Genomic DNA, 21,949 nt, shown 5'->3' on the forward strand with positions numbered 1-21,949 from the left:
CGCGCTAGCCCAGGGCGAAGTCGACGCCAGCCTGGGCATGGACCAGAGCGGTGTCGATCACCGGACGGTCCAGATCCTCCGGCGACAGCAGCAGGCCGACCTCTGTACAACCGAAGATCACGCAGTCGGCGTTGGCGGCGCGGGCGATCATGGCCAGCACCTCGGCCTTCGAGGCCGGCGAGATCACGCCCTGGCACAGCTCGTCATAGATGATCGCGTGCAGCCGCTCGCGTTCCGCGTCGTCGGGGATCGACGCCTCGACGCCCTGGGTCTTCAGGCGGTCGCGGTAGAACGGCTTCTCCATGGTGAAGCGGGTGGCCAGCAGCAGCGGCCGCGAACAGCCGGCCGCCTTCACCGCGTCGGCGGTGGCGTCGGCGATGTGAATCAGCGGCACGCTCACGGCCGCCTGCACCTGGTCGGCGACGAGGTGCATGGTGTTGGCGCCGATCATGATCGCCTCGGCGCCGGCCAATTCCAGCTTGGCGGCGGCCTTCGCCAGCACATCACCCGCCGCCTGCCACTCGCCGTCGGCCTGCATCTGGGCGATCGGCGCAAAATCCACCGACCACATCAGCAGCTGGATCGAGTGCAGGCCGCCCAGCCGCTCGCGCACCAGCCGGTTCATGGCCTGGTAGTAGAGCGTGGTGCTCTCGGCGCTCATTCCGCCCAACAGTCCGACCGTACGCATGTAAGCCTCTACTTCGTTGACTTGGCCCCGCCCCTGCCGAAGCGTGGGGCATGACATTGAGCTTCACGCCCAGGCTGCGCGAACCGATCATGCGCGGCGAGATCACCTGCAGCATCCGGATCTGGCAGTCGCCGCGCGTGCGGCTCGGGGGCCGCTATGCGCTGGGGCCGGGCCACGTCGAGGTGACGCGGCTCTGCGAGATCGATCTGGCCGACGTGACGCCTGCCCTGGCGCGAGAATCCGGCTTCGCCGACCTAGACGACCTGATGTCGATCGCGCGCCACGGCCGCGGCGAGCGGGTGTTCCTGGTGGCGTTCCGCTACCTGCCTACAGCGCCGCCTTGATCGCGCCGACGACCTCGTCGTCGAGCGGCTCGGTGCGCGGGCCGAAGGCGCGGATCAACTTGCCGTCCTTGCCGACCAGGATCTTGTGGAAGTTCCACACCGGCTCGGCGGGCTCGCCCAGCACTTCTTTGGCCCACTTGTAGAACGGATGGGCGGTGTCGCCCTTGACGTCGGTCTTGCCGGTCAGGGGGAAGTCGACGTTGAAGCGGGTCTCGCAGAATTCCTTGATCTCGGTCTCGGTGCCCGGCTCCTGGCCAGCGAACTGGTTGCAGGGCACGCCCAGCACCACGAATCCCTGGTCACGATAGTCGCTGTAGAGCTTCTCGAGGCCATCGTACTGCGGGGTCAGCCCGCACTGCGAGGCCGTGTTCACCACCAATACGACCTTGTCCCGATAGGTCTCGAGCGGCAGGTGGCCGCCTTCGATGGTGTGGAACTCGAAGTCGTAGGCGAACTTGGTCATGGCCGTGCTCCACCGATGGGGTCTTGCGCGAGCCTAACGCCGCTAGCCCCGATCCTCCAGCGCCTGTTCGACGGCCAAGGCCAGATCGAGTGCGCGGGCCGCCTCGTCGGCGGTCACGATCGGGCGAGGCGCCTCGCCGCGCACCGCCGCCAGGAAGCCCTCGACGCTGGTCGCCAGGGTGTCCTTCACCGCCGGGGCGTCGGCATAGTCCTCGTTCAACGCAAAGCCGGTGGTGTTGCGGAACTGGCGGCTGATGAAGTCGATCTCGACCTCGCCCGACGGATAGACGAGCTTCATGCTGCGCTTGCGCTCCAGCGCCATGCGCGAGGAGTCGAACACCGCGGTGAAGCCGTCGTCGAAGGTCACCTCGGCGCGGGCCTGGTCCCAGCCGCCCGAGAAGTCGACCGTTCCCTCGCCCTCGACCGCCACCGGCTGGGCGGTCGACAACGACAGCGCCAGGTCCAGGTCGTGGATCATCAGGTCGAGCACCACCGAGACGTCGAGGCTGCGCTCGGACGGCGTGCCGTGGCGGATCGATTCCAGGCGCAGCGGCTGCTCGGGAATGTCGAACAGCCCCATGGCCTGGAACACGACCCGCTCCTGATGGCCGCAGGCTACGACCAGCTTCTGCTTGGCCGCTTCGGCCATGATCTTGTCGGCGTCGGCCAGGCTGATGGCGATGGGCTTTTCGATGTAGACCGGCTTGCCCGCCTTCAGCGCCGCCAGGGCGCCTTCGATATGGACGCTGGCCGGCGAGGCGACCGTGACGACGTCGCAGGCCTCGAGAAACTCGTCGATCTTATGGAACGCGCGGCCTCCCAGCGGGACGGCCAGAGCCGCGGCCCGATCGGGGTGATGCGTGTCCAGCACCGCAGACAGTACGGCGCCCTTGGCGCCCGCATACTTGCGCGCATGATGGCCGCCGAACACGCCGGCGCCGATCACGCCGCCTCGCAGGGGTTCGCCCATGGATTCGCTCCGCAACCAACTCTAGCGCCGCGCCTTACACGGAAGCCCCACTCGACGCCACCTGCGCCGAGCGCCAACATGGGCCGCAAGAGACCACAGGCGGGCAAGGGAGACGCCGTAATGACCACCTCGCGCGAGGTCCGGCTCAAGAGCCGCCCCGTCGGCACGCCGATCGCCGACAACTTCGAACTGGTGTCCGTCACCCTGCCCGCGCCCGCCGCCGGCGAGGTCCAGGTCCGCAACGACTGGATGACCGTCGATCCCTACATGCGCGGCCGGATGAGCGACGCCAAGAGCTACGCCGCCCCCTTCGCGCTGGGCGAGGCCATGCATGGCGGTGCGGTCGGCACGGTGATCGCCTCGGGCGACGAGAGCTTCAAGCCCGGCGACCTCGTGCAGTCCAACTACGGCTGGCGCGAGGCGTTCAACGCCCACGCCTCGATGGTGCAGAAACTCGACACCATGGGACTGCCGGCGCAGGCGTTCCTGGGCGCGGCCGGAATGCCGGGCATGACCGCCTACGTCGGGTTGCTGCGGGTCGCGGCCTTGAAGGACGGTGACGTGGTGTTCGTCTCGGCCGCCTCCGGCGCGGTCGGCTCGATGGTCTGCCAGATCGCCAAACTCAAGGGCCACAAGGTGATCGGCTCGGCCGGCGGCGCGGAGAAGGTCCGCTTCCTGAAGGACGAGCTCGGGGTCGACGAGGTCATCGACTACAAGGCAGCGCCCGACCTGATGAAGGCGCTGGAAGCCGCCGCCCCCGAAGGCATCGACGTCTATTTCGACAATGTCGGCGGAGAACATCTGGAGGCCGCGCTCAACTCCGCCCGCCCCTTCGCGCGCTTTGCGCTGTGCGGCATGATCTCGATGTACAACGCCACCACGCCGCCGCCGGGCCCGCGCAACATCGCCCAGGCGGTCGGCAAGCAGATCCGCATGGAGGGGTTCATCGTCTCCAGCCACTACGACCTGCTGCAGGCCTTCCACCACGACCTCGCCGAGTGGCACGCCGCCGGCAAGCTGCAGTGGCGCGAGACGGTGGTCGAGGGCATCGATCGCGCGCCCGAGGCCTTCCTCAAGCTGTTCTCCGGCGAGAACTTCGGCAAGATGCTGGTCAAGCTTTCCTGAGGACGTTGGCCGCTCGGGAACGAGCCGCTACAAGCCTTGGGTTAGTTACTGCCGGAGTTTCGCGTGTCCCGCCTGTTCAGCGCCTATGTGATCGTCGACTGGAGCGCGGCCGCCAAGCCCGCGACCGGCCCCGACTCCGTCTGGATCGGGGTGATGAAGCGCGACCTGCGGTTCCGTCTGTCGTTCGAGGCGTTCAACCCGGCCACCCGCGCCGAGGCCGAGAAGAAGCTGGCGGAGATCCTCGATGACTTCCAAAAGCGCGGCGAGCGCGTGCTGGTCGGCTTCGACTTTCCGCTGGGCTTCCCGCGCGGCCTGGCCAAGGCGCTCGCCCTGCCCGGCGACCTGCCGTGGCGCGCGGTCTGGGACCAGCTCGACAAGATGGTCAAGGACAAGGCCGACAATACCAACAACCGCTTCGGCGTGGGCTCGGAGATCAACCGCCGGCTGACGGGCGGCCCCTTCCCGTTCTGGGGCTGCCCGCCCAAGGACGCGCTGACCACCCTGCAGCCCAAGCGCACCCGCGCGCACGGCCCCGACGACCTGCCGGAGTTCCGCCATGCGGACCTGGCCGCCAAGGGCGCGGCCTCGATCTGGAAGCTCTACTACAACGGCTCGGTCGGCGGTCAGGCGATCCTGGGCATCCCAGCGGTGCGGCGTCTGAAGCTGGCGCGCGGCGAGGCCGTGAAGATCTGGCCGTTCGAGGGAGGATTCAAGGCGCTGAGCGAGGCCGACCTGGCCGGCGTCGAGGTGGTGGTCGCCGAGGTCTATCCGTCCATCTACAAGGCCCAGCCGCAGCCCGGCGAGATCAAGGACCAGGCCCAGGTGCGCGTCACCGCCGAGCACTTCGCGCGGCTCGACGAGACCGGCAAGCTGGGGGCGATCTTCGGCGCGAAGAGCACGGCGGCCAACGTCATCGTCGACGCCGAGACCGAGGAAGGCTGGATCCTGGGCATCGAGGCCTAGGCCGCGGCCGGCCCCCTCCCCAAGTCCCGGTCCCTCAATACGGCGCATTGCGCCCCCGCCTGAGCGGTGCGTGTGATATCGTCGCTCATGGAAGAGAAGAGACGCAACGACTTGGCCGCCTCCAGAGCGGAAGAATACGCACCGCGCCCCACCGGGGGCCTCTTCATGGCCGGCGTTGCAGGCGCCGGTTTGCTTCTCGCCGCTGACGCCATCATCTCGGGCTTCTACGGCTGGCGCCTGCGCGACAACCTCGAAAGCCTTGCTGTGCTGATGGCCGCCGGATTCGCGGGCGGACTCGCAGTGTTTCTGCGCCTGGAAAAGAGGAACCAGCGCGCGAGGCGCAACGAGCGGGCGCAAATCAATCGCGACGAGGACGCCAAGTCGCCGTAGCCCCAATGAGCGCGCGCCAAGCGCCAACCTCCCAAACCCGCCGCAACACCGCGACAGCTGGGGTTCCCGCGCGGCGCAGATGAGGTCAGGCCGGCCTTAGGCCTTGCCGGATTGCTCCTTCGTCAGCAGTTCGGCCCCGACGGTGACCAGGAACTCGTCGAAATACTGACGCATGCTCATTGCCGCAGCGCGTACGTCGTCGAGGGGAAGGCTTTGATCAACAATCTGCGTGAGATCTTCGGCGAGGCTGGACAGATAGGCGCGAGGGTTGCCTGTTTCCCGAGCGTTGGCGCGAACCAACTGCATGATGATGTGATGGTGGACAACTGATCGAGCCTGGAGATCGGCGATCAATCGCGTGAGTTCGATTTCCTTTTGCATCAAGAAACATACCACGAATTCTTCTTTGGGCGTGAGGTGAGGACGGCTCGACCCGGTGATATCGCCCTACTGGAAATGCATTTTATTATTTTTCGCTCGCGCAGAGTTGAAATACGTGGAATAAATTCAAAATCGATTTGCGATTTAATTTCGGCCGAACAGGCTTTTTGACCTTAGCGTCAAACCGCGGCCCCTCTTGAACCCTCTCGAAAAACTCAATCACGCCTCATCTTGAGCGCGCGAAAACTCTCACGCGGAGACATTTTCTCATGACTACCGGCACGGTTAAGTGGTTCAACTCGACTAAGGGCTTCGGCTTCATCCAACCTGACAATGGCGGCCCCGACGTCTTCGTCCACATTTCAGCGGTCGAGCGGGCAGGCATGGCCTCCCTGAACGAAGGCCAGAAGCTTGGCTACGAGCTGGAACGCGATCAGCGCAGCGGCAAGACGTCGGCTGGTCAACTGCAGACGGCCTAAGCGCTAGAGGCCTGGGCGGGTTTCCAATCGCGCCCAGGCGATCGCCTATAGGACGAGCGGCCACGTCCAACCTCTCTGCCGCCAAGACACCTCGTCGCCCGGGCCGTCCGGCGCAGACGCCGCTCCCTCAGCGGTCGCAATTCGGCCGAGCGGCCACAAGCATCCCTCTCATCGCGGACCGACCACCACACGCATCAGGCGTGGGCAGGCTTCACCGCAAACAATGGAACACAAATGTCCTTCACCTCAGTCGTTCGGCGCCCGAAACGCTTTCACGTCCGCGAAGCCCAGCCGGCTCGGCTGACGCCGACGTCCCATGCAGCGCTGGGCAAACGGCCCATCCTGCACCTTAAGACGGCCGCCGCTGACTAGCCTGAGACAAACCGCGAAACTGTCCGGACTTCGGCAGAGCGGCGCCCCGCGCTCGCGCTGACGCACACAAGCAGTTCGATGGCCCCCGGCCTGCTCGGCCCTGCGACCTAGACCGATGAGGCCTCAGGAAGCCGGTCGCTCGCCCGGCGGCGGCGCTCGACCACCGGCGGGCTGCGCAGCGACTGGATCCACATCGGAACCCAGACGGCGAAGGCGCCGGCCGCATCCGCGGCCAGATCGCTGAAGCTGACGCCGCGATGGGTGAACATCTGCGCCACCTCGATCGAGCCGCCGAGCATGACCGCCGCCAGGGCGATTTCCAAGCGGCGGTTCTTCGGGAACGCGACCATCATCAGCGCGGTCAGCCCGTAGAAGGCGATGAAGTGCGCAGCCTTGTCGGCCGGCACGAAGTTCTTCTCCACGCCCTGCAGTCCGGGCGTGATCATGCCGATGCCGCACACCAGGGCGGCGGCGACGAGCAGGAAGCGAGCAGCGATCTTCGGCGAAAGAACCATGGGCGGCACCCTCGCAGATCAGCGTGAATCGACGGTTCACCGCGCGAAAAATAGTTCCGCTACAACCCCCGGCGCGCCAGCATCCAGAACCGCGCGCTGAGCAGACCGGCCGACAGGAACGAGGCGGCGATTACCGCCCAGACGATTCCGTTCAGCCCGATCTTCAGGTGGATCGCCAGGAACCAGGCCAGCGGCATCATCACCAGGACGTAGCTGGTCAGGTGGGTGAAGGTCGGCAGCCAAACGTCGCCGCGCGCCCGCAGCGCCTGGGCGATGACCACCTGCAAAGCGTCGACCAGGAAGAACAGGCAGGACAGCACCAGCGCCGCCGCCGCCATCGCGATGACCACCTTGTCGGAGGTGTAGGCCTGACTGATCAGGCCCGCGGTCGGCCAGATCACCAGCGAGATGACCAGACCGAAGACGGCGGTCATGCCAAAGCCGATCAGGCCCGCGCGGGTCACGCCGTGGGCGTCGCGCGCGCCATAGGCGCGGCCGACCATCACCGCGGTGCCGGTCGAGAGGCCAAGCGGGACCATGAACACCAGCGCCGCGACGTTCAGCACCACCGCCCAGGCCGCGACGCTGAGGCCGCCCATCCAGCCGGCGAAGATGTTCATCGAGGCGAAGGCCGCGACCTCGAAGAAGTTCGAGGCGCCAGCGCCGTAGCCGATGCGGCGCTGCTCGACCTCGGACGGCTTGTCACGCTCGGGCTTGTTGAACACGCCCAGCGCTCGCGCCTCGGGCATCCGCCAGATGTAGGCCAGCATCGCCAGGGCCAGGAAGGTCCGCGCCCCGGTCGTGGCCCAGGCGCCGCCGACCGCGCCCAGCGCCGGCAGGCCGAAGTTGCCCGGCACCAGGACCAGCAGCAGGGCCAGGTTCACGCCGTTGGCCAACCACATCATCACCGCGCCGGGCTTGGGCTTGCCTAGCCCCTCCAGCCAGAAACTGGCCGCCACGCTGAAGGCGTAGCCGGGCAGCGACAGGGCGAAGATCAGCATCGCCTTGGCCGCGCCGTCGGCCAGGTCCTTTTCCAGGCCGATGACGTGCAGGAAGGTCGGGCCGGCCGCCAGGGTGACCACCATGGAGACGACGCCGATCCAGAAGCCGTACGACAGGCCGCGGCGCAGCACCGCGCCGGTCATCTCGCGCCGCCCCTGCCCGATCCGGCGGGCAGTCATCACCTGCACCCCGGTCAGCAGGCCGACACACATGGTCACCACCACGCTGGTCGGGGCCCAGGCCAGAGCGTGATAGCCCAGTTGCGTCGCCGAAAAGCGGCCCACGACGATGGCGTCGGACAGGCCCATGACCATGATGCCCAGGCGCGACAGCACGACCGGCCACGAGAGCTTCCACAGCTCCGCCGTTTCCGTGCGCACAACATCGATTTCGCGCTCTCCCGAGGGAAGAGCAGCCTGGGCCGGGTCGGCCATGATCTCACCGGTTTTCAAAGAGGCGCGGAACGTGACGCGTTGCAACACAAGCCGCAAGAGGCGGCTTAGCTCGCGTGCTCATTTTCCAGGCGCCGGCGCCCGCCAAGGCACAGGCGAGCGCTCACTCTCCGGCGGAGATGCGGGACGCGCCTGCGCCCCGCCTTGTCCTAGATCGCCGCGCGCAGCGCCGCTTCCAGCCGTTCTTCCTTGAGCTTCTCGGCCACAAGGAAGGCCAGCTCCAGCGCCTGTTCGCCGTTGAGGCGCGGGTCGCAGTGCGTGTGATAGCGATCGGCCAGGTCGGTCTCGGAGAGCGCCCGCGCGCCGCCGAGGCACTCGGTGACGTTCTGGCCGGTCATTTCCAGGTGGACGCCGCCGGGATGCACCCCTTCGGACTCGGCGATCTGCACGAAGCTCTTCACCTCCGACAGGATGCGGTCGAAGGGCCGCGTCTTGTAGCCGTTGGCGGCCGTCAGAGTGTTGCCGTGCATCGGGTCGATGGCCCAGACCACCGAACGGCCAGACTTCTTCGTCGCCTGCAGCAGGCGCGGCAGGCGCTCGGCGATCTTGTCGTGGCCGAAGCGGCCGTAGAGCGTCAGGCGGCCCGGCTCGTTTTTCGGGTTCAACACGTCGATGAGCCGCAGGAGGTCGTCGGGCTCCATGGTCGGGCCGCACTTCACCCCGATCGGATTCTTGATGCCGCGGAAGTATTCGATATGCGCGCCGTCGAGCTGACGGGTGCGCTCGCCGATCCAGACCAGGTGGGCCGAGGTGTCGTACCACTCGCCCGAGGTGGAATCGACGCGGGTCATGGCCTCCTCGAAGCCCAGCAGCAGGGCTTCGTGGCTGGTGAAGAACTCGACGCGATGCAGGTCGGGCTGGCTCTCCGGGGTGACCCCGATTGCGGCCATGAAGGTCAGCGCCTCGCTGATCTTCTCGGACAGCTCGCGGTACTTGGCGCCCTGCGGGCTGTCGGCGACGAAGCCCAGGGTCCAGCGGTGGATGTTGTAGAGATCGGCGTAACCGCCGCCGGCGAAGGCGCGCAGCAGGTTCAGCGTCGCCGCCGACTGGCCGTAGGCCTGCAGCAGGCGCTGGGGATCGGGACGGCGGGAAGCCTCGTCGAACTCCATGCCGTTGATGATGTCGCCGCGATATGACGGCAGCTCGACGCCGTTCACGCTCTCGACCGGCGACGAGCGCGGCTTGGCGAACTGGCCGGCCATGCGGCCCACCTTCACCACCGGTTTGCCGCCGGCGAAGGTCAGCACCACCGCCATCTGCAGGATCAGGCGGAAGGTGTCGCGGATGTTGTCGGCGTGGAATTCCTTGAAGCTCTCGGCGCAGTCGCCGCCTTGCAGCAGGAAGGCGCGGCCCTCGGCGACGTCGCCGAGCAGGCTCTTCAGGCGGCGGGCTTCACCGGCGAACACCAGCGGCGGCATCCCGCGCAGGACCTGCTCCACCTTCGCCACCTCGGCCAGATCCGGATAGTCGGTCGGCACGTGCTTGGCGGGCTTGTTCCTCCAGGAGGCAGGCGTCCAATGTTCGGTCATGGCTCAACTCCGCGCCCGCACGACGAACGGGCCGTGGGCTTCTAAACCCAGAATGATTACGCAGTCGATGACGTAGGAAGGCGTTGGGGCCCCTGCTAGGCGTTTTCCGCCCTGCCCTGTCGCTGAACCGCCATGCATCCGGCCGCCGCCAGGCCGCCCACGGCCAACCACCATTCCTGCCAGACGCCGAACGAGACGGCCGAGAAGGTCAGGTAGGCCACCGCCGTGCCGACCGCGACGCCGCGGCCGACATCGCGCCGGCCCTGACTCTGGCTGGCGATGGCGGCGAGCCAGAACACCGCGGCCGCCATGGCCCCGATCAGGCCAAGCTCAAGCCAGACCTGCAGAGGGCCGTTGTGCGGATGCAGGGTGATGCCGGGCCCGAACATGCGGCTGGCGTCGATGCCCCAGCCGCGCAGCGGATGATCGCCGATCCAGTCGGCCGCGTGACGCCAGTAGCTCATCCGCATCGACCAGGAGAGCGGCACTTCGCGCTCGAGCGCCTGGAACCAGCCGAGCTGGCGCGTGGCCCAGACCACCGCCGGCGCAGCCAGGAACAGCACCGCCGCCAGGCCGCCGATCGTCCGCGGCGCCCAGACCGGCCAACGCCAGACCGCCCAGACGGCCAGGGCGCTGAACACCAAGGCGATGACCGGCGCATCGGCGTCCAGCCCGAAGCTGGCCCCCAGAATCCCGGCCGCCATCAGCACCCCCGGCCAGACGCCACCGCCCGTGCGCCAGCCGGCCAGCGCCGCGGCCGGGGTCAGCACGGCGAGCACGAAGCCGCCCTGGGCGACGTTCTTGACCGCCAGGTCCGGCCGGATCGGATCGTTCATTGCATGGCGCAGCGCCTGATAGACGCCGGCCCCGGTCAGCGCCTCGATCGCCAGCAGCGCGCCCAGCAGCGCCATGCCCCAGGCGAAGATGCGCAGCGCGACTGTGCGGCTGTCGGAGGTCATCGACCCTGCCGCGCGGAACAGCGCCCAGTAGAGCACGCCCTGCAGGATCAGCTTCATCGCCGTCGCCTGCTCGGGCTTGGTCGGATGGAACGGGCTCCACACCATCGAGACCAGCGCCCAAGTCGACAGCACCAGGATCGCCAGGGCGGCCGGCCGGTCGCGCTCGTAGGCGCGCAGCGCCCCGAGGCTGAGCAGGCCCGTCAGGCTGACGATCGGCGCGAAGGCCAGCGGCCCGACCCAGCCGGCGACCGGCGCCAGCAAGAAGGCGAAGGCCAGCACCCAGCCGTACCAGGAGGCCTCCCGGACCGGAGCGCTCGCCTCAGCCGTCGTCACGCAGCCACGCCCTGCGGCACATGCTTGTCGCGCATCGTCACCAGCTCTTCGGCCAGGGTCGGGTGCACGGCGCAGGTCGAATCCCACTGCGGCTTGGTCACGCCCATCTTCAGCGCGATGGCGGCCATCTGGATGATCTCCGGCGAGTCCGGTCCGACGACGTGACAGCCGAGGATCTTCTCGGTGCCCGCCTCCACCACCAGCTTGATCATGCAACGCTCGTCGCCCCCGTAGAAGGTCGTCTTCATCGGCCTGAAGCGGGACAGGTAGATGTCGACCTTGCCATGAAGATGGCGGGCGTCGGCCTCCGACAGGCCCACGGAGCCGACCGGCGGCTGCGAGAAGACCGCGGAGGCGACCATGTCGTGATCGAAGGTGGTCGGGTTGTCGTAGAACTCGGTCTGGGCGAAGGCCGCGCCTTCGCGGATCGCCACTGGCGTCAGGTTGATCCGGTCGGTGACGTCGCCAACCGCCCAGATGTTGTCGACGTTGGTCTTCGAGAACTTGTCGACCGCGATGGCGCCGGCCTCGTTGAGCTTCACGCCCGCGGTCTCCAGGCCCAGGCCCTCAACGTACGGCTTGCGGCCGGTGGCGAACATGATGACGTCGGTCTCGATGTCGCCGCAGCCGTCCATGTGGCTGACGAGGCCGCTGGCGGTCTTCTCGATGCTCTGGTGCTGGCAGCCGAGCATGATCTTCACGCCCCGCTTCTTCATCTCCTCGGTGACGTGCGAGCGGATGTCGTCGTCGAAGCCGCGCAGGATGTTCGGGCCGCGATAGACCAACGTCGTGTCGACGCCCAGTCCAGCGAAGATGCCGGCGAACTCCACGGCGATGTAGCCCCCGCCGGCGACCATGATCCGCTTGGGCAGTTCAGGCAGATGGAAGGCCTCTTCCGAGGTGATGATGTGCTCGGCGCCGGCGAACTCGGTCGGCGTCCAGGGCCGCCCGCCGGTGGCGATCAGGATCTTGTCGGCGGTGACCTCGCCCTTGCCGACCAGTTCGACGGTGTGGGCGTCCTTGAGCCGCGCCTTGGCGTGAACGATCTCCACGCCGGCGTTGCTGAGGTTGGTCACATAGATCCCCGACAGGCGGGCGATCTCGCGGTCCTTGGCCTCCAGGAAGCGCTTCCAGTCGAACTGCGCCTCGCCGACGCTCCAGCCGTAGCCCTCGGCGACCTGCGCCTGGTTGGCGAACTCGGAGGCGTAGACCATGAACTTCTTGGGCACGCAGCCGCGGATCACGCAGGTGCCGCCGACGCGGTGCTCCTCGGCCATGCCGACCTTGGCGCCGGACAGCGCCGCCAGCCGCCCGGCCCGCACGCCGCCCGAACCGGCCCCGATCACGAAGAGGTCGTAGTCGTACTTCGCCACAGATGACTCCTTACGGCTCGAGGGTGACGACGCCGTCCGGCGTGCCCACCAGGGCCATGTCCGCGAGGTCCAGGAAGAGGCCGTGATCGACCACGCCGGTCACGCTTTTCAGCGCGTCGGCGAGCTGAGCGGGGTCCTCGATACGCCCGCAAGCTGCGTCATAGATGAGGTTGCCGCCGTCGGTTTTCACCGGGGCGCCGTCTTTGAGCCGCAGACGCGGCGCGATCCCGAGGTCGCACTCGGCCAGCGCGTCGCAGATCCGCAGCGCCGTGGTCTCGTGTCCGAAGGCCACGACCTCGATCGGCAGCGGAAACTTGCCCAGCCTGGCGACGCGCTTTTCGGCGTCGGCGATGACCACGCAGCGCCTGGAAGCTTCCCAGACCAGCTTCTCGCGCAGCAGGGCCGCGCCGCCGCCCTTGATCAGCGACAGGGCCGGGCCGATCTCGTCGGCGCCGTCGATCGTCAGGTCGATGGATTTCACCTGGCCCAGCTCGCCCAGGCGGACGCCGAGGCTCTGCGCCAGCTGCGCGGTCGCCAGCGAGGTCGGCACCCCGACGATGTCGAGGCCGCGGGCGGCCAGCGCCCTGACGAACCAGGCGGCGGTCGAGCCGGTGCCGAGGCCGACGGTCATGCCGTCTTCCACAAGAGCGGCCGCGGCTTCGCCGGCGGCGCGCTTCTGATCGTCTGCAGTGCTCATGGCGGTGACATAGGCTAAGCGCGGACGGGCGGCGACGTTATTTCTTCGCCCTCTTGGCCAGCTTCGCGGCGCGGAAGCGGGCCGCCCAGCCGGGCTTCTCGACCTGGTCGCTGCGCTCCAGCGCCAGGGCGTCGGGCGCCACGTCGCGGGTGATCACCGAGCCCGAGCCGGTATAGGCCCCGGCCCCGATGGTCACCGGGGCGACGAGGGCCGAGTTCGACCCGACGAAAGCCCCTTCGCCGATGTGGGTCTCGTATTTGTCGAAGCCGTCGTAGTTGCAGAAGATCGTGCCCGCCCCGAGGTTGGCCTTCGCGCCCACCGTGCCGTCGCCGAGGTAGGACAGGTGGTTGGCCTTGGCGCCCGGCCCGACCTTGACCTTCTTGACCTCGACGAAGTTGCCGATGTGCGCCTCCTCGCCGATCTCGGCGCCGGGCCGCAGGCGAGCGTAAGGACCGATCAGGGCGCCGGCCTTCACCACCGCGCCCTCCAGATGGCTGAATGCGCGGATCACCGCGCCGGTCTCGACGGTGACGCCCGGCGCGAAGACCACGAACTGCTCGATCATGGCCGCCGCGGCGATCTGCGTGTCCCAGCTGAAGTGCACGGTGTCGGGCGCCAGCATCTGCACGCCCTGCGCCAAGAAGTGGGCGCGGCGGCGCTGCTGGAAGACAGCTTCGGCCTGCGAGAGCTGCATGGCGGTGTCGGCGCCCATGACCGCGCTCTCCGGCGCGATCGAGGCCTTGACCAGCCCCCCCTCGGCGACCGCGATCTTCACCGTGTCGGTCAGATAGTATTCGCCCTTGGCGTTGTCGTTGCCGACCTGGGAGAGCCAGCTGAACATGCGGCCGCGGTCGGCGACCATCATGCCGGCGTTGCAGACCTTGACCGCCAGTTCCTCCGGCGTCGCCTCCTTGGCCTCGACGATCCGCAACACATGCCCGTCGGCGCCACGCAGCACACGGCCGTAGAGCAGCGGGTCGACCGGCTCGAACGCCATCATCGCCATGTCGGCGCCCCCGGCCCGCAGCTCGAACAGCGGCTCCAGGTGATGGGCTTCCAGCAGCGGGCAGTCGCCGTTGAGGACCAGGACGTCGCCGTCGAAGCCGGCCAACGCCTCACGCGCGGCCAACGCCGCGTGGGCGGTGCCGAGCGGCGGATCCTGCACCGCCACGGCGGACGCGCCCAGGCGCGCCTCGACCAGGGCGCGGACGCCGGGGCTGTGGTTGCCGACCACGACCACGATCTGCTCGCAGCCGCTGGCCTGCACAGTGTCGATCACCCGGTCGAGGATGGTGCGCCCGCCGACCTTGTGCAGGACCTTCGGCGTCGGCGACTTCATGCGCGTGCCCTGGCCGGCGGCCATAATCACGGCGGCGCGTCTGGTCATGGATCGATCCTTACGAGTCGGGCGATGTTGCAATCATGCGGCGTTTAGCCGAAACGGCGAGCGGTTTCGACGGAGCGTTTCCTTGACCGATCTCAGCGCGCTGGGCGGCGCGACCATCGCCTTCGACCTCGACGGAACCCTGGTGGATTCCGCGCCCGACCTGATCGGGACGCTCAACGTCATCCTGCAGCAGGAAGGGATCGCCCCGCTGCCGCTGGACGAGGCCCGTCCCCTCATCGGCCATGGCGCGCGCCGGCTGATCGAGCGCGGGTTCGCCGCCCAGGGCCGGCCGCTGTCGGCCGACCACATGCCGGCGCTCTTCGAGCGCTTCCTCGCCCACTACAACGAGCACAGCGCCGACCTGACCCGGCCCTATCCCGGCGTCGTCGAGTGCCTGACGCAGATGAAGGCGGCCGGCGCGAAGCTGGCGGTGTGCACCAACAAGCTGACCGGGCTGTCGACGCCGATTCTCGAAAAGCTCGACCTCGCCCGATTCTTCGACGCCGTTGTGGGCGCCGATTCCGCTCCAGCGCCGAAGCCGGACCCTCGCCACCTGATTTTCGCCGTCGAGGCGGCGGGCGGCCGGATCGACCGCGCGGTGATGGTCGGCGACGCCTCCACCGACGCCGGCGCCGCCCGTGCGGCCAAGGCTCCGCTGATCCTGGTCAGCTTCGGCTACACCGAGATTCCGGCGGCTGAACTCGCCCCCGATATCCTGGTCGATCACTTCGATCAGATGGCAAATGCGTGTGTTCGGCTTCTGACCGCTTGCCCGGCGCAAAGCTAGCCGCTATAGGCGCACCCTTCCTGCGGCGGATGCGTAGCTCAGCGGGAGAGCACCTCGTTCACACCGAGGGGGTCACAGGTTCAATCCCTGTCGCATCCACCATTCCTTTTCCTTGCACTGTAAGGCGTTGAGTGAAGGCCGCCCCCGGCGGCCCCGCTTCACTTGCCAGAATGCTTGCCAGAATGGTCTGACCTTGACTCGGATGTTCTCTTTCTGTTCACGTCCATCGCATGGAACGGACGTGGCCCGACTACTATGCTGACAGCCTGCAAACGCAGACCGTGGGTCTCTGCCGGGAGCGAGGCTGGTGCATAGTTCTGACGTGCTCGACCTGCGGCCATGGCGGGCGGTCGGGCGCACTCATCGAGTGGGGCGACTTGGAGCGCTACGACCCGTCGATGACCATGGCCACGCTGGCGAACAATGCCCGCTTCGAGCGCTGCGGCCACAAGGGCGCGTGGATCGATCACCGGCACGATCCAGGGTTCGTACTCGCGGGAAAGCGCCCCGCCCTCCCCGTCGACGTCCAAGAGGCCGACCATGGGCGCCCGCAACACTGACCGCGTCCACGTCTCCGAGTACCGGAGCAAGGCCAGCACGATCTCCGACATGTGGAAGTACAACTGGCGCCTGCGGTCGGTCTGTGAGGCCTGCGGCGTCCAGCGCCAGGAGAACCTCGACGCGATGATCCGCCTGCGCGGCCCCGGCCTCGTGCTCTGGGACAAGACCGGCAGCTGTCAGCGCGTGCTCGACCTGGGCGTCTGCCAGGGCCGGCTGTTCTTCAAGGCCAAGCCGCCGGGCTCGTCGGGCTACGACTTCCTTGGCGCCGCGCCACGCCCCCGCCGGCCCGGCTATGGGCCGCAGTCGCACGGCAACGGGAAGTTCGTCTCACCGGAGGAGATCGAGCCCGCCGCAGTCACGGCCGCAAGGGGCCCGTCGCCGGAGCCCGACTCATGACCAAGTACGAGACCCTGACGACGGCGATGCGCTACCAGGACCGGCTCAAGGTCGCCTGCAAGTGCGGCCACAAGGGCGACTTCAGCCAGGCCGACGCGATCAAGGTCTTTGGTCCAGACGCCACGCCTTTTGACATCCGCCACCGCCTGCGCTGCAGCCGCTGCCATGAGGTCGGAAAGGTCGAGGTGACGATCTAGTGCGCCGATGTGCAGCGCGGGAGGACAACCCATCCGCCGCGGACGAGCACCGCGTCATGTCCGGTCTTCTCATTCCGAGCACTGGACTCGCCGGGATCAGCTTGTGCACGAACAAATGAGACCGCGTCCTCGCAGCTCATCGATTGCGAGACTTGGGCTGGCGGAACGTAGGCTTGAAAAGCCGATACCGCAGTGTTGGCGCCCCAGCCGAAGAGCCCGATCGACGCAATCGCAATGATGAGAGACGTCGTCTCGATGACGGTCGTCGTGCCGCGCCGCTCGTGCGTCGCCGCCGATTGCGCAAGGTAGGTGAGGAGGATCGCCAACAATGCGGCGACCAGACCCCAGGAGAACTGTCGGAGGGATGTTGCGACAGTTGCAGGGTCAACGCGCGCATTGGCGTTCCCCGCGAACGTCAGAATAGCGACCACAGCGCCACCGTTTGCGAGAACAAGCGCGCGCAACCCCTCTACGGCGTATTTGGCTGCAAGCTCGTGACTTAGGGTCCACTCGCCGTACTTTTGCTCACCCATTGGCCCCAGCCTCATCCTTCTTCACGCCCCGCGCCACGATCTGCAGCGAGCCGTCCGGCAAGGGCCGCTGAAGCGCCTTGGCCTCGTCCCACGGCGCCCGCATCCAGACATCCCGCTCCTCTTCGGTCGTGAGGATCACCGGCATGGCCTTCGGATGGATCGCGCCTACCTCGGCGTTGGGCTCGGTCGTCAGGAAGGCGAACAGGTCGATCGTCTCCAGGCCGGTCTTGATCTTGCGCACGCTCTCCCAGTCGCGGACCTCGATGCCGGCGAAAAAGCTGAGCGGCCGATCCTCGGCGTGGGCGAACCAGACGTCGCCGCCTGCATCGCGGTTGAACTCGCTGAAGCTGGTGAACGGGACCAGGCAGCGGTTCGCCGGCCCCAGCCAGCGCGTCCAGTGCTTGCTCGATGTGTTGCGGACGTTCGTCGTCCCGCCGTCCGGCTCCATCTTCAGCAGCTCGTTGAAGTCGAACGCCTTGCCCTTGGCGCGGAGCTTGTCGGCGCGCGTCGTGGCGTTCTTGTAGATCGCCTGGCTGGAACTCGGCATGCCCCAGCGGGACATGACCATCTCCTGACCGCCCTCGGCCGCGTGACGGATGATCGGGGCCTGATAGTCAGGGAAGATCCCCGGCAGCGGCGGCATGTTGCCGGTCCGGTCTTCCATGTGCCGGACGAGCATGCTGATCGCCGCCTGCCCCTTCGTCAGGCCGTAGAGGTTACACATCCGGTCGCGTCTCGACGTATCGGCTATCGGCGATCACGTTCTTCGCCACCCGCCAGGCCAGCGCGGCCACGCCAAGCAACGGCACCGCGAACAGGTGAGCCAAAAAGAACCGCGAGATCATGATCGACTCGTAGGTCACGAAGACGAACCCAGTCGATCCCTTCCCCGGCCTCTTCATTTGATAAACATGGCCCGTCGCAAAGTCTGGCGCTGAGGGGCTGTTGCCTGCGATGATATAGGCGACAGGTATGCCAACAGCCGCGACCGCCATCAGGTAGTACACAAGGTACCGAAGCGGACGCTGATACTTTGCTGGCAGTCTGACGACGGCCGCCTGGGATTCCTGTTCCGTCATGATGCGCAACTGACGGCGCCAATCCTTGGCCGTCAATCGCCCCGCTTCGCCGCCCGCTCTGCCTTGGCCGTCAGGAAGTAGTCGTAGAACTGCTCTCCGGTCGGGTTGTTGGCGTCCCCTCCTCGACGTTCCAGGCGCATGTAGTCCGAGCGGCACATGCCCTCGGCCCAGCGGACCAGTGCCGCCTGATCGGGAAACCGCTGCCGGTTGCGCGCGGTGACGATGTGCAGTTTGCCGCCGGCCTGGCTAATCAGGCGCAGACGTTCGCGATCTTCGGGGGTCAGGCGCGGCGCCATGGAACCTCTCGGGCCTCGAAGGAGTCGAGTCGTGGAGGAGACCAGCGGTTCCATGACCAAGCCCAGCGACTTTCACTACATCGGTCGAGACGATGGCGAGCCGATCGACGAGGCGCGACACTTCTACCGCTGCCCGACGTGCGGCCAGGCCGTCGATAAGCGCGATCTCGGTCAGGTCTTCCACCATGAGGAGCGCGGCCACCTCCCCCTCCCAGGCCTTGACCTGCCGCCGGCCGGCGCCGAACCGTCCCGGCACTGAGGGAACGCAGGCGGCGCACGCGCGCTTTCGTAAGCGCTGGGGTAGCCCCGGGAGATCGCCATGCGACCCGACGAGCCGAAGACCTTCGACCCGCACGAGCCCATCGACCTCGCCAATCCGGAGAAGGTCAGGGAAATGACCGAGAAGCTGGACTGTTCAGAAGCGGACCTCGCCGACGCCGTGGCCCAGGTTGGCCCGCATCCCGTGGCGGTTGCGCTACGGCTCGGCCGGCCGGACGCCCTGGAGCAGGTTCGCGCCTGATTGCCGCACTGTCATCGAACCGTTGCGACCGTCGATTGCCGGCGCTACATCTCAAGCGATAGTAGCGTAAGCGCCGCTCGATTTAGTGGAGCGGACGGGGTGGGGAACGCATGTCGGGAAAAGAGAGGCTGCAGGCGCGCACCGCGCCGCGCACTGGCGAACTGTTGAAGCGAATCCTGGTGGTGGTGGGCCTGCTGGCCTTCCTGGCGCTGGGGCTGGCGTTCGAAGGCTCTCAGTCGAGCCAACGCCAAGCCCGCCCCCCAATCAAGTCAAACAAGAAGCCCTCGGCCGCACTCTCCGACCGCTTCGGCCTCGCCTTGCCTGCATGACCAAGCCGAGGGGTAGCACATTGAAATGTCCTGCAGTGTTGGCAGCCGCTGTCGTGATCCTCACCGCGACCAGCGCAACCTCCGGGCCGGCATATCGCGACTTGAGGATGCTACGCGAAAGCCACCCAGCAATGGGGGACCTCTGGATGGCGGGCGTATTGGATGGCTTTGAGTCGGTGGGCGCCCACATCAGTTCGAGCAGTGGACAGCAGCCATTCTGCCCGCCGGCTAAGCACGTGATTACCGCCGAGGAAGCGTGGACGATCCTCGACAAGTATGCGGCCAAGCAAAAGCCCGATCCGGACGAGCAAACCGTGGACGTCGTGTTCAGGGCGCTTGCAGACGCGTACCCGTGCAGACGCGCCATGCCTGCGTGATCAGCCCCGAAAGGGCGCCCGAAGCCTCAGCGTCCTGGATAAAGCAACCGGGCTAGGAAGGTTCGGCCGCGCGCCCTCGCCTTCCATGTGCCGATCATCGGACATGTGTTCTGGTGGCGCAATTCCGCAAAAATACGATACGCGAGCGACTAGATGGAATCGCCCTACCCGTCTGGTCATGACCGACGACGAGATCGAAGAACTCGCCATAGCCCTGCAACAGATCCCCTACCCCCTCGGCCCCAAGCGGCCGAGCCCGCCATGGGCGGCGCTGGTTGAGACCTCGCGGGAGTACTGGCGCGAGAAGGTGCGCAACGGCGAGCGACCGCCAGCGACGGAGCCTGAAACGCAAAAAGACCCGCCCCCTTGGTAGGGAGCGGGCCAGTCAGGCGTCTAGCGCCGATGTTTATGTGCGTCCCAGGCCGCCCAGCCGAGCAGAGCGCTCAAGGCCAGTGTGCCGACGCCGATCATGTAGGCCGCGAACGGGTCCACTAGCTGTCCGGTTTGCGGAACTGCCACCAAGGTCGCTTCGGGGCGGCCTTGTCGATGATTGCCACCGCCCCCGCTCGCTTGGCGTCGCAGTCCTTCAGCGCGCCCTCGTAGCCGATCAGCAGCACGTTCTTGTCGCCCTGGGTGCGCATGGGCGAAGTCGGCCCCTTGCAGGCCTCACGGAACGTCGCCGGCACCTTCGGATGTGCAGACGGCAGTCCCGCGCACGCGCTCAAGAGCAGCGCAGACAGCCCGGCGATCGTCAGCTTCGAGCGGCGCGTCAGCGCCAGGCGCAGAGCGAACGGCATGTTCGGCCTCCTTGGTCTTCTCGCGGATGATGGTGGTGGTCGTCGTGTAATGGTCGAGTTGCCGGGTCGCCTCGGCGTTGAACTCGGCCTGGAGCGTGGCGTTCTCGGCCCTCGCCCGTTGGCGCTCGGCGTCCTTGTAGAAGTACCAGGCGAACGAGCTGAGGATGATGACCGTGGCGATGGCGATGACGTGGGCGTAGGTAAACCGGGGCATCAGTTGAGCCCCCGCGCGCGCTCCGTGACCCCGGCGTCGCACATGGCCCGCTCATGGGTTCGCCGCTTCACGAGACCGGGGAACGTCCGGCCGCCTGCGTAGACCCACTTGGGGATTTCGGCGCAGGCGCCAGGCAGGTCGCCCGCCCTCGCCTTCTTGAACATCGTCGACTTGCAGGCTGCGCCCGGCCCGACGTTGTAAGTGAACCGGATGAAGGCGGCGTGGGTCTTCAGCGGCAGGTTGCCCGGCACGCACGACTGGATCGCCAGGGCGTGGTCGAGCATGGCCTGGGCGGTCATCGCCTCGCACTCGGCCTGGGTGTAGCGCTTGCCGGCTTTCACGCCGTACTTCGCGCCCGTGACGCCGGCGCAGACCGTCGGCAGCGCCGCGCCATGGGCCGGGTCGTCGTAGGTGACCGTCATCCAGCCTTCGTCCTGGATCAGGCCGGGCGCGGCCAGGGCGAGCGCCCCGAAGACGGCAGCAAGGCTCGCGCCGGCTTTCACGGCGTTGTTCATGGCAGCGCTCCTGGTGTTTTGGAGTTTCGGCGCCACTTCCAGAGCAGGTAGGCGATCTGCAGCAGCACGAAGAGCAGGGTCGCCAAGCCGACCAACACGCTCAGCATGACGTCGCCGGACAGGGCTGTTCCGGCAGTGCCGGCCGCCCCCGGAACGGACTTGTAGACAATGCCGCCCGCCTCCGAGGCGAGGTCACGGATGTTCATTCGGGCGAGCTCCGTCCGAGGGTTCCAGCTTGAAATGTCGGGTGGGCGACTCGCCTCGGGGGCGAGCAGCAATTGACAGGCTCTCAACCCCGCGTCTTCGTTAACCAACTCTGGGGAGAGCTACATGTTCAGGAAGATTGCCGCGGCCGTCGCCGCGCTTGGACTATCAGTCAACGCCGCTTCAGCAGCGACGCCGATTGCTTTTGACGGGGACGGCAGCACCTACTTCGGTTCGACTGCGTTCACGCCCCCTTCGGACGGCATGTACCAGTACGTGCACGTACGGTGGACTTCTGGCGAACCGCTTCCAGGCGGCCTCTTGCTGAGAATGGATTACCAGCATCGCTGGCTCTACTGGGACTACGGCATGGATATGATTTGGGGCAACGAGGGCGAGTACAGTGCGACGTGCTATCTCGGCCAACCGTGCTTCTCGATTGTCGGAGAGGGCCACGCGATCGGCAGGATCGAGATGCCCCGCGGCCAGGGCTCGCTAGAAAACTGCCAGCCTGGCCACAAGGGATCATACTGCTATGAGCGCTACGTTCCGTTTGGGGCGTGGTTCGAGGCCGACTTTGCGTACAGCGACGGCCCGCCGGTTGCCTATTTCGAGCTTGGAAAGTCGGGGGCGGTTCCCGAGCCGGCGACCTGGGCGATGATGATCATGGGCTTCGGCCTGGCCGGCACGGCGCTTCGCCGTCGTCGGGCTGCCTACGCCTGA

34 protein-coding genes and 1 tRNA gene are annotated in these 21,949 nt (G+C 67.2%); 16 read left to right on the plus strand and 19 right to left on the minus strand.

Annotated features, from left to right (window positions below; all coding sequences use genetic code 11):
- Window positions 1-4: 4 nt before the first annotated feature.
- Window positions 5-688 (minus strand): aspartate/glutamate racemase family protein, encoded by a 684-nt coding sequence (locus AC1Q87_RS05850; protein WP_492608024.1) that lies wholly within the window; start codon window positions 686-688, stop codon window positions 5-7.
- A gap of 50 nt (window positions 689-738) precedes the next feature.
- Here AC1Q87_RS05850 and AC1Q87_RS05855 point away from each other — a divergent pair, with 50 nt between their 5' ends.
- Window positions 739-1,032: an ASCH domain-containing protein gene (locus AC1Q87_RS05855; RefSeq protein WP_492608025.1), complete on the plus strand. Its 294-nt coding sequence runs from the start codon at window positions 739-741 to the stop codon at window positions 1,030-1,032.
- Here the strand turns inward: AC1Q87_RS05855 and AC1Q87_RS05860 are convergent.
- Both AC1Q87_RS05860 and AC1Q87_RS05865 read right to left on the minus strand, forming a co-directional pair.
- A complete protein-coding gene (locus tag AC1Q87_RS05860; protein WP_436061821.1) occupies window positions 1,016-1,495 on the minus strand; it encodes a glutathione peroxidase in 480 nt (159 codons plus the stop codon). The genes AC1Q87_RS05855 and AC1Q87_RS05860 overlap by 17 nt on opposite strands.
- Window positions 1,496-1,537: 42 nt before the next feature.
- Window positions 1,538-2,464, minus strand: coding sequence for a Gfo/Idh/MocA family protein (locus tag AC1Q87_RS05865; RefSeq protein WP_492608026.1), 927 nt, complete (start codon window positions 2,462-2,464; stop codon window positions 1,538-1,540).
- 120 nt (window positions 2,465-2,584) lie between these two features.
- Between AC1Q87_RS05865 and AC1Q87_RS05870 the strand changes: the two genes are divergently transcribed.
- The 3 genes from AC1Q87_RS05870 (at window position 2,585) to AC1Q87_RS05880 (ending at window position 4,942) form a co-directional block, all read left to right on the plus strand.
- The gene (locus tag AC1Q87_RS05870) at window positions 2,585-3,589 is read left to right on the plus strand and encodes an NADP-dependent oxidoreductase (RefSeq protein ID WP_492608027.1); all 1,005 of its coding nucleotides are present in this window, start codon (window positions 2,585-2,587) and stop codon (window positions 3,587-3,589) included.
- A gap of 63 nt (window positions 3,590-3,652) precedes the next feature.
- Window positions 3,653-4,552, plus strand: coding sequence for a cobalamin biosynthesis protein CbiG (locus tag AC1Q87_RS05875; protein ID WP_492608028.1), 900 nt, complete (start codon window positions 3,653-3,655; stop codon window positions 4,550-4,552).
- Window positions 4,553-4,639: 87 nt separating this feature from the next.
- Entirely contained in the window at window positions 4,640-4,942 is a 303-nt protein-coding gene (locus AC1Q87_RS05880) for a hypothetical protein (RefSeq protein WP_492608029.1), read from the plus strand.
- Window positions 4,943-5,038: 96 nt separating this feature from the next.
- On the opposite strand, the gene AC1Q87_RS05885 is transcribed toward AC1Q87_RS05880, so the two are convergent.
- Window positions 5,039-5,323 (minus strand): hypothetical protein, encoded by a 285-nt coding sequence (locus AC1Q87_RS05885; protein ID WP_492608030.1) that lies wholly within the window; start codon window positions 5,321-5,323, stop codon window positions 5,039-5,041.
- Window positions 5,324-5,592: 269 nt separating this feature from the next.
- On the opposite strand from AC1Q87_RS05885, the gene AC1Q87_RS05890 reads away from it, so the two are divergent.
- Window positions 5,593-5,802 carry a cold-shock protein gene (locus tag AC1Q87_RS05890; RefSeq protein ID WP_492608031.1) on the plus strand — a complete coding sequence of 70 codons (210 nt, stop codon included), beginning with the start codon at window positions 5,593-5,595 and terminating at the stop codon, window positions 5,800-5,802.
- Between the two features lie 479 nt (window positions 5,803-6,281).
- Here the strand turns inward: AC1Q87_RS05890 and AC1Q87_RS05895 are convergent, their stop codons facing one another.
- From AC1Q87_RS05895 to glmU, 7 genes are all read right to left on the minus strand, one after another.
- Window positions 6,282-6,689: a VanZ family protein gene (locus tag AC1Q87_RS05895; RefSeq protein WP_492608032.1), complete on the minus strand. Its 408-nt coding sequence runs from the start codon at window positions 6,687-6,689 to the stop codon at window positions 6,282-6,284.
- 59 nt (window positions 6,690-6,748) lie between these two features.
- Complete coding sequence (locus AC1Q87_RS05900) at window positions 6,749-8,125, minus strand: MATE family efflux transporter (protein ID WP_492608033.1); 1,377 nt, start codon at window positions 8,123-8,125, stop codon at window positions 6,749-6,751.
- Between the two features lie 167 nt (window positions 8,126-8,292).
- Window positions 8,293-9,672 (minus strand): class II 3-deoxy-7-phosphoheptulonate synthase, encoded by a 1,380-nt coding sequence (locus AC1Q87_RS05905; protein ID WP_492608034.1) that lies wholly within the window; start codon window positions 9,670-9,672, stop codon window positions 8,293-8,295.
- A gap of 95 nt (window positions 9,673-9,767) precedes the next feature.
- Window positions 9,768-10,964 carry an O-antigen ligase family protein gene (locus AC1Q87_RS05910; protein ID WP_492608035.1) on the minus strand — a complete coding sequence of 399 codons (1,197 nt, stop codon included), beginning with the start codon at window positions 10,962-10,964 and terminating at the stop codon, window positions 9,768-9,770.
- Complete coding sequence (gor, locus tag AC1Q87_RS05915; protein WP_492608036.1) at window positions 10,961-12,337, minus strand: glutathione-disulfide reductase; 1,377 nt, start codon at window positions 12,335-12,337, stop codon at window positions 10,961-10,963. The genes AC1Q87_RS05910 and gor overlap by 4 nt, the downstream gene beginning before the upstream one ends.
- Window positions 12,338-12,347: 10 nt before the next feature.
- Window positions 12,348-13,034 (minus strand): ribose-5-phosphate isomerase RpiA, encoded by a 687-nt coding sequence (rpiA, locus tag AC1Q87_RS05920; RefSeq protein WP_492608037.1) that lies wholly within the window; start codon window positions 13,032-13,034, stop codon window positions 12,348-12,350.
- A 37-nt stretch (window positions 13,035-13,071) separates the two neighbouring features.
- Complete coding sequence (glmU, locus tag AC1Q87_RS05925) at window positions 13,072-14,421, minus strand: bifunctional UDP-N-acetylglucosamine diphosphorylase/glucosamine-1-phosphate N-acetyltransferase GlmU (protein ID WP_492608038.1); 1,350 nt, start codon at window positions 14,419-14,421, stop codon at window positions 13,072-13,074.
- Window positions 14,422-14,503: 82 nt separating this feature from the next.
- Here glmU and gph point away from each other — a divergent pair, with 82 nt between their 5' ends.
- The 5 genes from gph to AC1Q87_RS05950 all read left to right on the plus strand — a co-directional run bounded on the left by gph (window position 14,504) and on the right by AC1Q87_RS05950 (window position 16,362).
- A complete protein-coding gene (gene gph, locus AC1Q87_RS05930; RefSeq protein ID WP_492608039.1) occupies window positions 14,504-15,208 on the plus strand; it encodes a phosphoglycolate phosphatase in 705 nt (234 codons plus the stop codon).
- A 27-nt stretch (window positions 15,209-15,235) separates the two neighbouring features.
- Window positions 15,236-15,310 (plus strand) — tRNA-Val (locus AC1Q87_RS05935).
- Between the two features lie 275 nt (window positions 15,311-15,585).
- On the plus strand, window positions 15,586-15,768 hold the full coding sequence (locus AC1Q87_RS05940; RefSeq protein WP_492608040.1) for a hypothetical protein: 183 nt from the start codon (window positions 15,586-15,588) through the stop codon (window positions 15,766-15,768).
- Window positions 15,749-16,165: a hypothetical protein gene (locus AC1Q87_RS05945; RefSeq protein ID WP_492608041.1), complete on the plus strand. Its 417-nt coding sequence runs from the start codon at window positions 15,749-15,751 to the stop codon at window positions 16,163-16,165. Before AC1Q87_RS05940 ends, AC1Q87_RS05945 begins: the two co-directional genes overlap by 20 nt.
- Window positions 16,162-16,362 carry a hypothetical protein gene (locus AC1Q87_RS05950; protein WP_492608042.1) on the plus strand — a complete coding sequence of 67 codons (201 nt, stop codon included), beginning with the start codon at window positions 16,162-16,164 and terminating at the stop codon, window positions 16,360-16,362. Before AC1Q87_RS05945 ends, AC1Q87_RS05950 begins: the two co-directional genes overlap by 4 nt.
- Here the strand turns inward: AC1Q87_RS05950 and AC1Q87_RS05955 are convergent.
- The 4 genes from AC1Q87_RS05955 to AC1Q87_RS05970 are packed head-to-tail and all read right to left on the minus strand — an operon-like array spanning window position 16,359 to window position 18,270.
- Window positions 16,359-16,895 carry a hypothetical protein gene (locus AC1Q87_RS05955; protein ID WP_492608043.1) on the minus strand — a complete coding sequence of 179 codons (537 nt, stop codon included), beginning with the start codon at window positions 16,893-16,895 and terminating at the stop codon, window positions 16,359-16,361. The two genes, AC1Q87_RS05950 and AC1Q87_RS05955, sit on opposite strands and share 4 nt — an antisense overlap.
- Window positions 16,888-17,619, minus strand: coding sequence for an SOS response-associated peptidase (locus AC1Q87_RS05960; RefSeq protein ID WP_492608044.1), 732 nt, complete (start codon window positions 17,617-17,619; stop codon window positions 16,888-16,890). Before AC1Q87_RS05960 ends, AC1Q87_RS05955 begins: the two co-directional genes overlap by 8 nt.
- Entirely contained in the window at window positions 17,612-18,010 is a 399-nt protein-coding gene (locus tag AC1Q87_RS05965) for a hypothetical protein (RefSeq protein ID WP_492608045.1), read from the minus strand. Before AC1Q87_RS05965 ends, AC1Q87_RS05960 begins: the two co-directional genes overlap by 8 nt.
- Window positions 18,007-18,270: a hypothetical protein gene (locus AC1Q87_RS05970; protein ID WP_492608046.1), complete on the minus strand. Its 264-nt coding sequence runs from the start codon at window positions 18,268-18,270 to the stop codon at window positions 18,007-18,009. The genes AC1Q87_RS05965 and AC1Q87_RS05970 overlap by 4 nt, the downstream gene beginning before the upstream one ends.
- 52 nt (window positions 18,271-18,322) lie before the next feature.
- On the opposite strand from AC1Q87_RS05970, the gene AC1Q87_RS05975 reads away from it, so the two are divergent.
- The 5 genes from AC1Q87_RS05975 to AC1Q87_RS05995 all read left to right on the plus strand — a co-directional run bounded on the left by AC1Q87_RS05975 (window position 18,323) and on the right by AC1Q87_RS05995 (window position 19,869).
- Window positions 18,323-18,529, plus strand: a complete 207-nt coding sequence (locus AC1Q87_RS05975) for a hypothetical protein (RefSeq protein ID WP_492608047.1) — start codon at window positions 18,323-18,325, stop codon at window positions 18,527-18,529.
- Between the two features lie 60 nt (window positions 18,530-18,589).
- Complete coding sequence (locus AC1Q87_RS05980) at window positions 18,590-18,790, plus strand: DUF3606 domain-containing protein (protein WP_492608048.1); 201 nt, start codon at window positions 18,590-18,592, stop codon at window positions 18,788-18,790.
- A 110-nt stretch (window positions 18,791-18,900) separates the two neighbouring features.
- A complete protein-coding gene (locus tag AC1Q87_RS05985; RefSeq protein WP_492608049.1) occupies window positions 18,901-19,119 on the plus strand; it encodes a hypothetical protein in 219 nt (72 codons plus the stop codon).
- 146 nt (window positions 19,120-19,265) lie between these two features.
- Complete coding sequence (locus tag AC1Q87_RS05990; RefSeq protein WP_492608050.1) at window positions 19,266-19,496, plus strand: Rap1a/Tai family immunity protein; 231 nt, start codon at window positions 19,266-19,268, stop codon at window positions 19,494-19,496.
- Between the two features lie 178 nt (window positions 19,497-19,674).
- The gene (locus AC1Q87_RS05995) at window positions 19,675-19,869 is read left to right on the plus strand and encodes a hypothetical protein (protein ID WP_492608051.1); all 195 of its coding nucleotides are present in this window, start codon (window positions 19,675-19,677) and stop codon (window positions 19,867-19,869) included.
- A 118-nt stretch (window positions 19,870-19,987) separates the two neighbouring features.
- Here AC1Q87_RS05995 and AC1Q87_RS06000 read toward each other — a convergent pair whose 3' ends face one another.
- Genes AC1Q87_RS06000 through AC1Q87_RS06015 form a run of 4 tightly spaced genes read right to left on the minus strand, consistent with a single transcriptional unit; the run spans window position 19,988 to window position 21,228 of the window.
- Window positions 19,988-20,137, minus strand: coding sequence for a hypothetical protein (locus AC1Q87_RS06000; RefSeq protein ID WP_492608052.1), 150 nt, complete (start codon window positions 20,135-20,137; stop codon window positions 19,988-19,990).
- A 25-nt stretch (window positions 20,138-20,162) separates the two neighbouring features.
- On the minus strand, window positions 20,163-20,507 hold the full coding sequence (locus AC1Q87_RS06005; RefSeq protein WP_492608053.1) for a hypothetical protein: 345 nt from the start codon (window positions 20,505-20,507) through the stop codon (window positions 20,163-20,165).
- Window positions 20,507-21,022 (minus strand): lysozyme, encoded by a 516-nt coding sequence (locus AC1Q87_RS06010; protein ID WP_492608054.1) that lies wholly within the window; start codon window positions 21,020-21,022, stop codon window positions 20,507-20,509. The genes AC1Q87_RS06005 and AC1Q87_RS06010 overlap by 1 nt, the downstream gene beginning before the upstream one ends.
- Complete coding sequence (locus AC1Q87_RS06015) at window positions 21,019-21,228, minus strand: hypothetical protein (RefSeq protein WP_492608055.1); 210 nt, start codon at window positions 21,226-21,228, stop codon at window positions 21,019-21,021. The genes AC1Q87_RS06010 and AC1Q87_RS06015 overlap by 4 nt, the downstream gene beginning before the upstream one ends.
- A gap of 124 nt (window positions 21,229-21,352) precedes the next feature.
- Between AC1Q87_RS06015 and AC1Q87_RS06020 the strand changes: the two genes are divergently transcribed.
- Window positions 21,353-21,949 (plus strand): PEPxxWA-CTERM sorting domain-containing protein, encoded by a 597-nt coding sequence (locus AC1Q87_RS06020; protein ID WP_492608056.1) that lies wholly within the window; start codon window positions 21,353-21,355, stop codon window positions 21,947-21,949.

Source organism: Phenylobacterium sp. GW823-FHT02A09 (assembly GCF_058797775.1).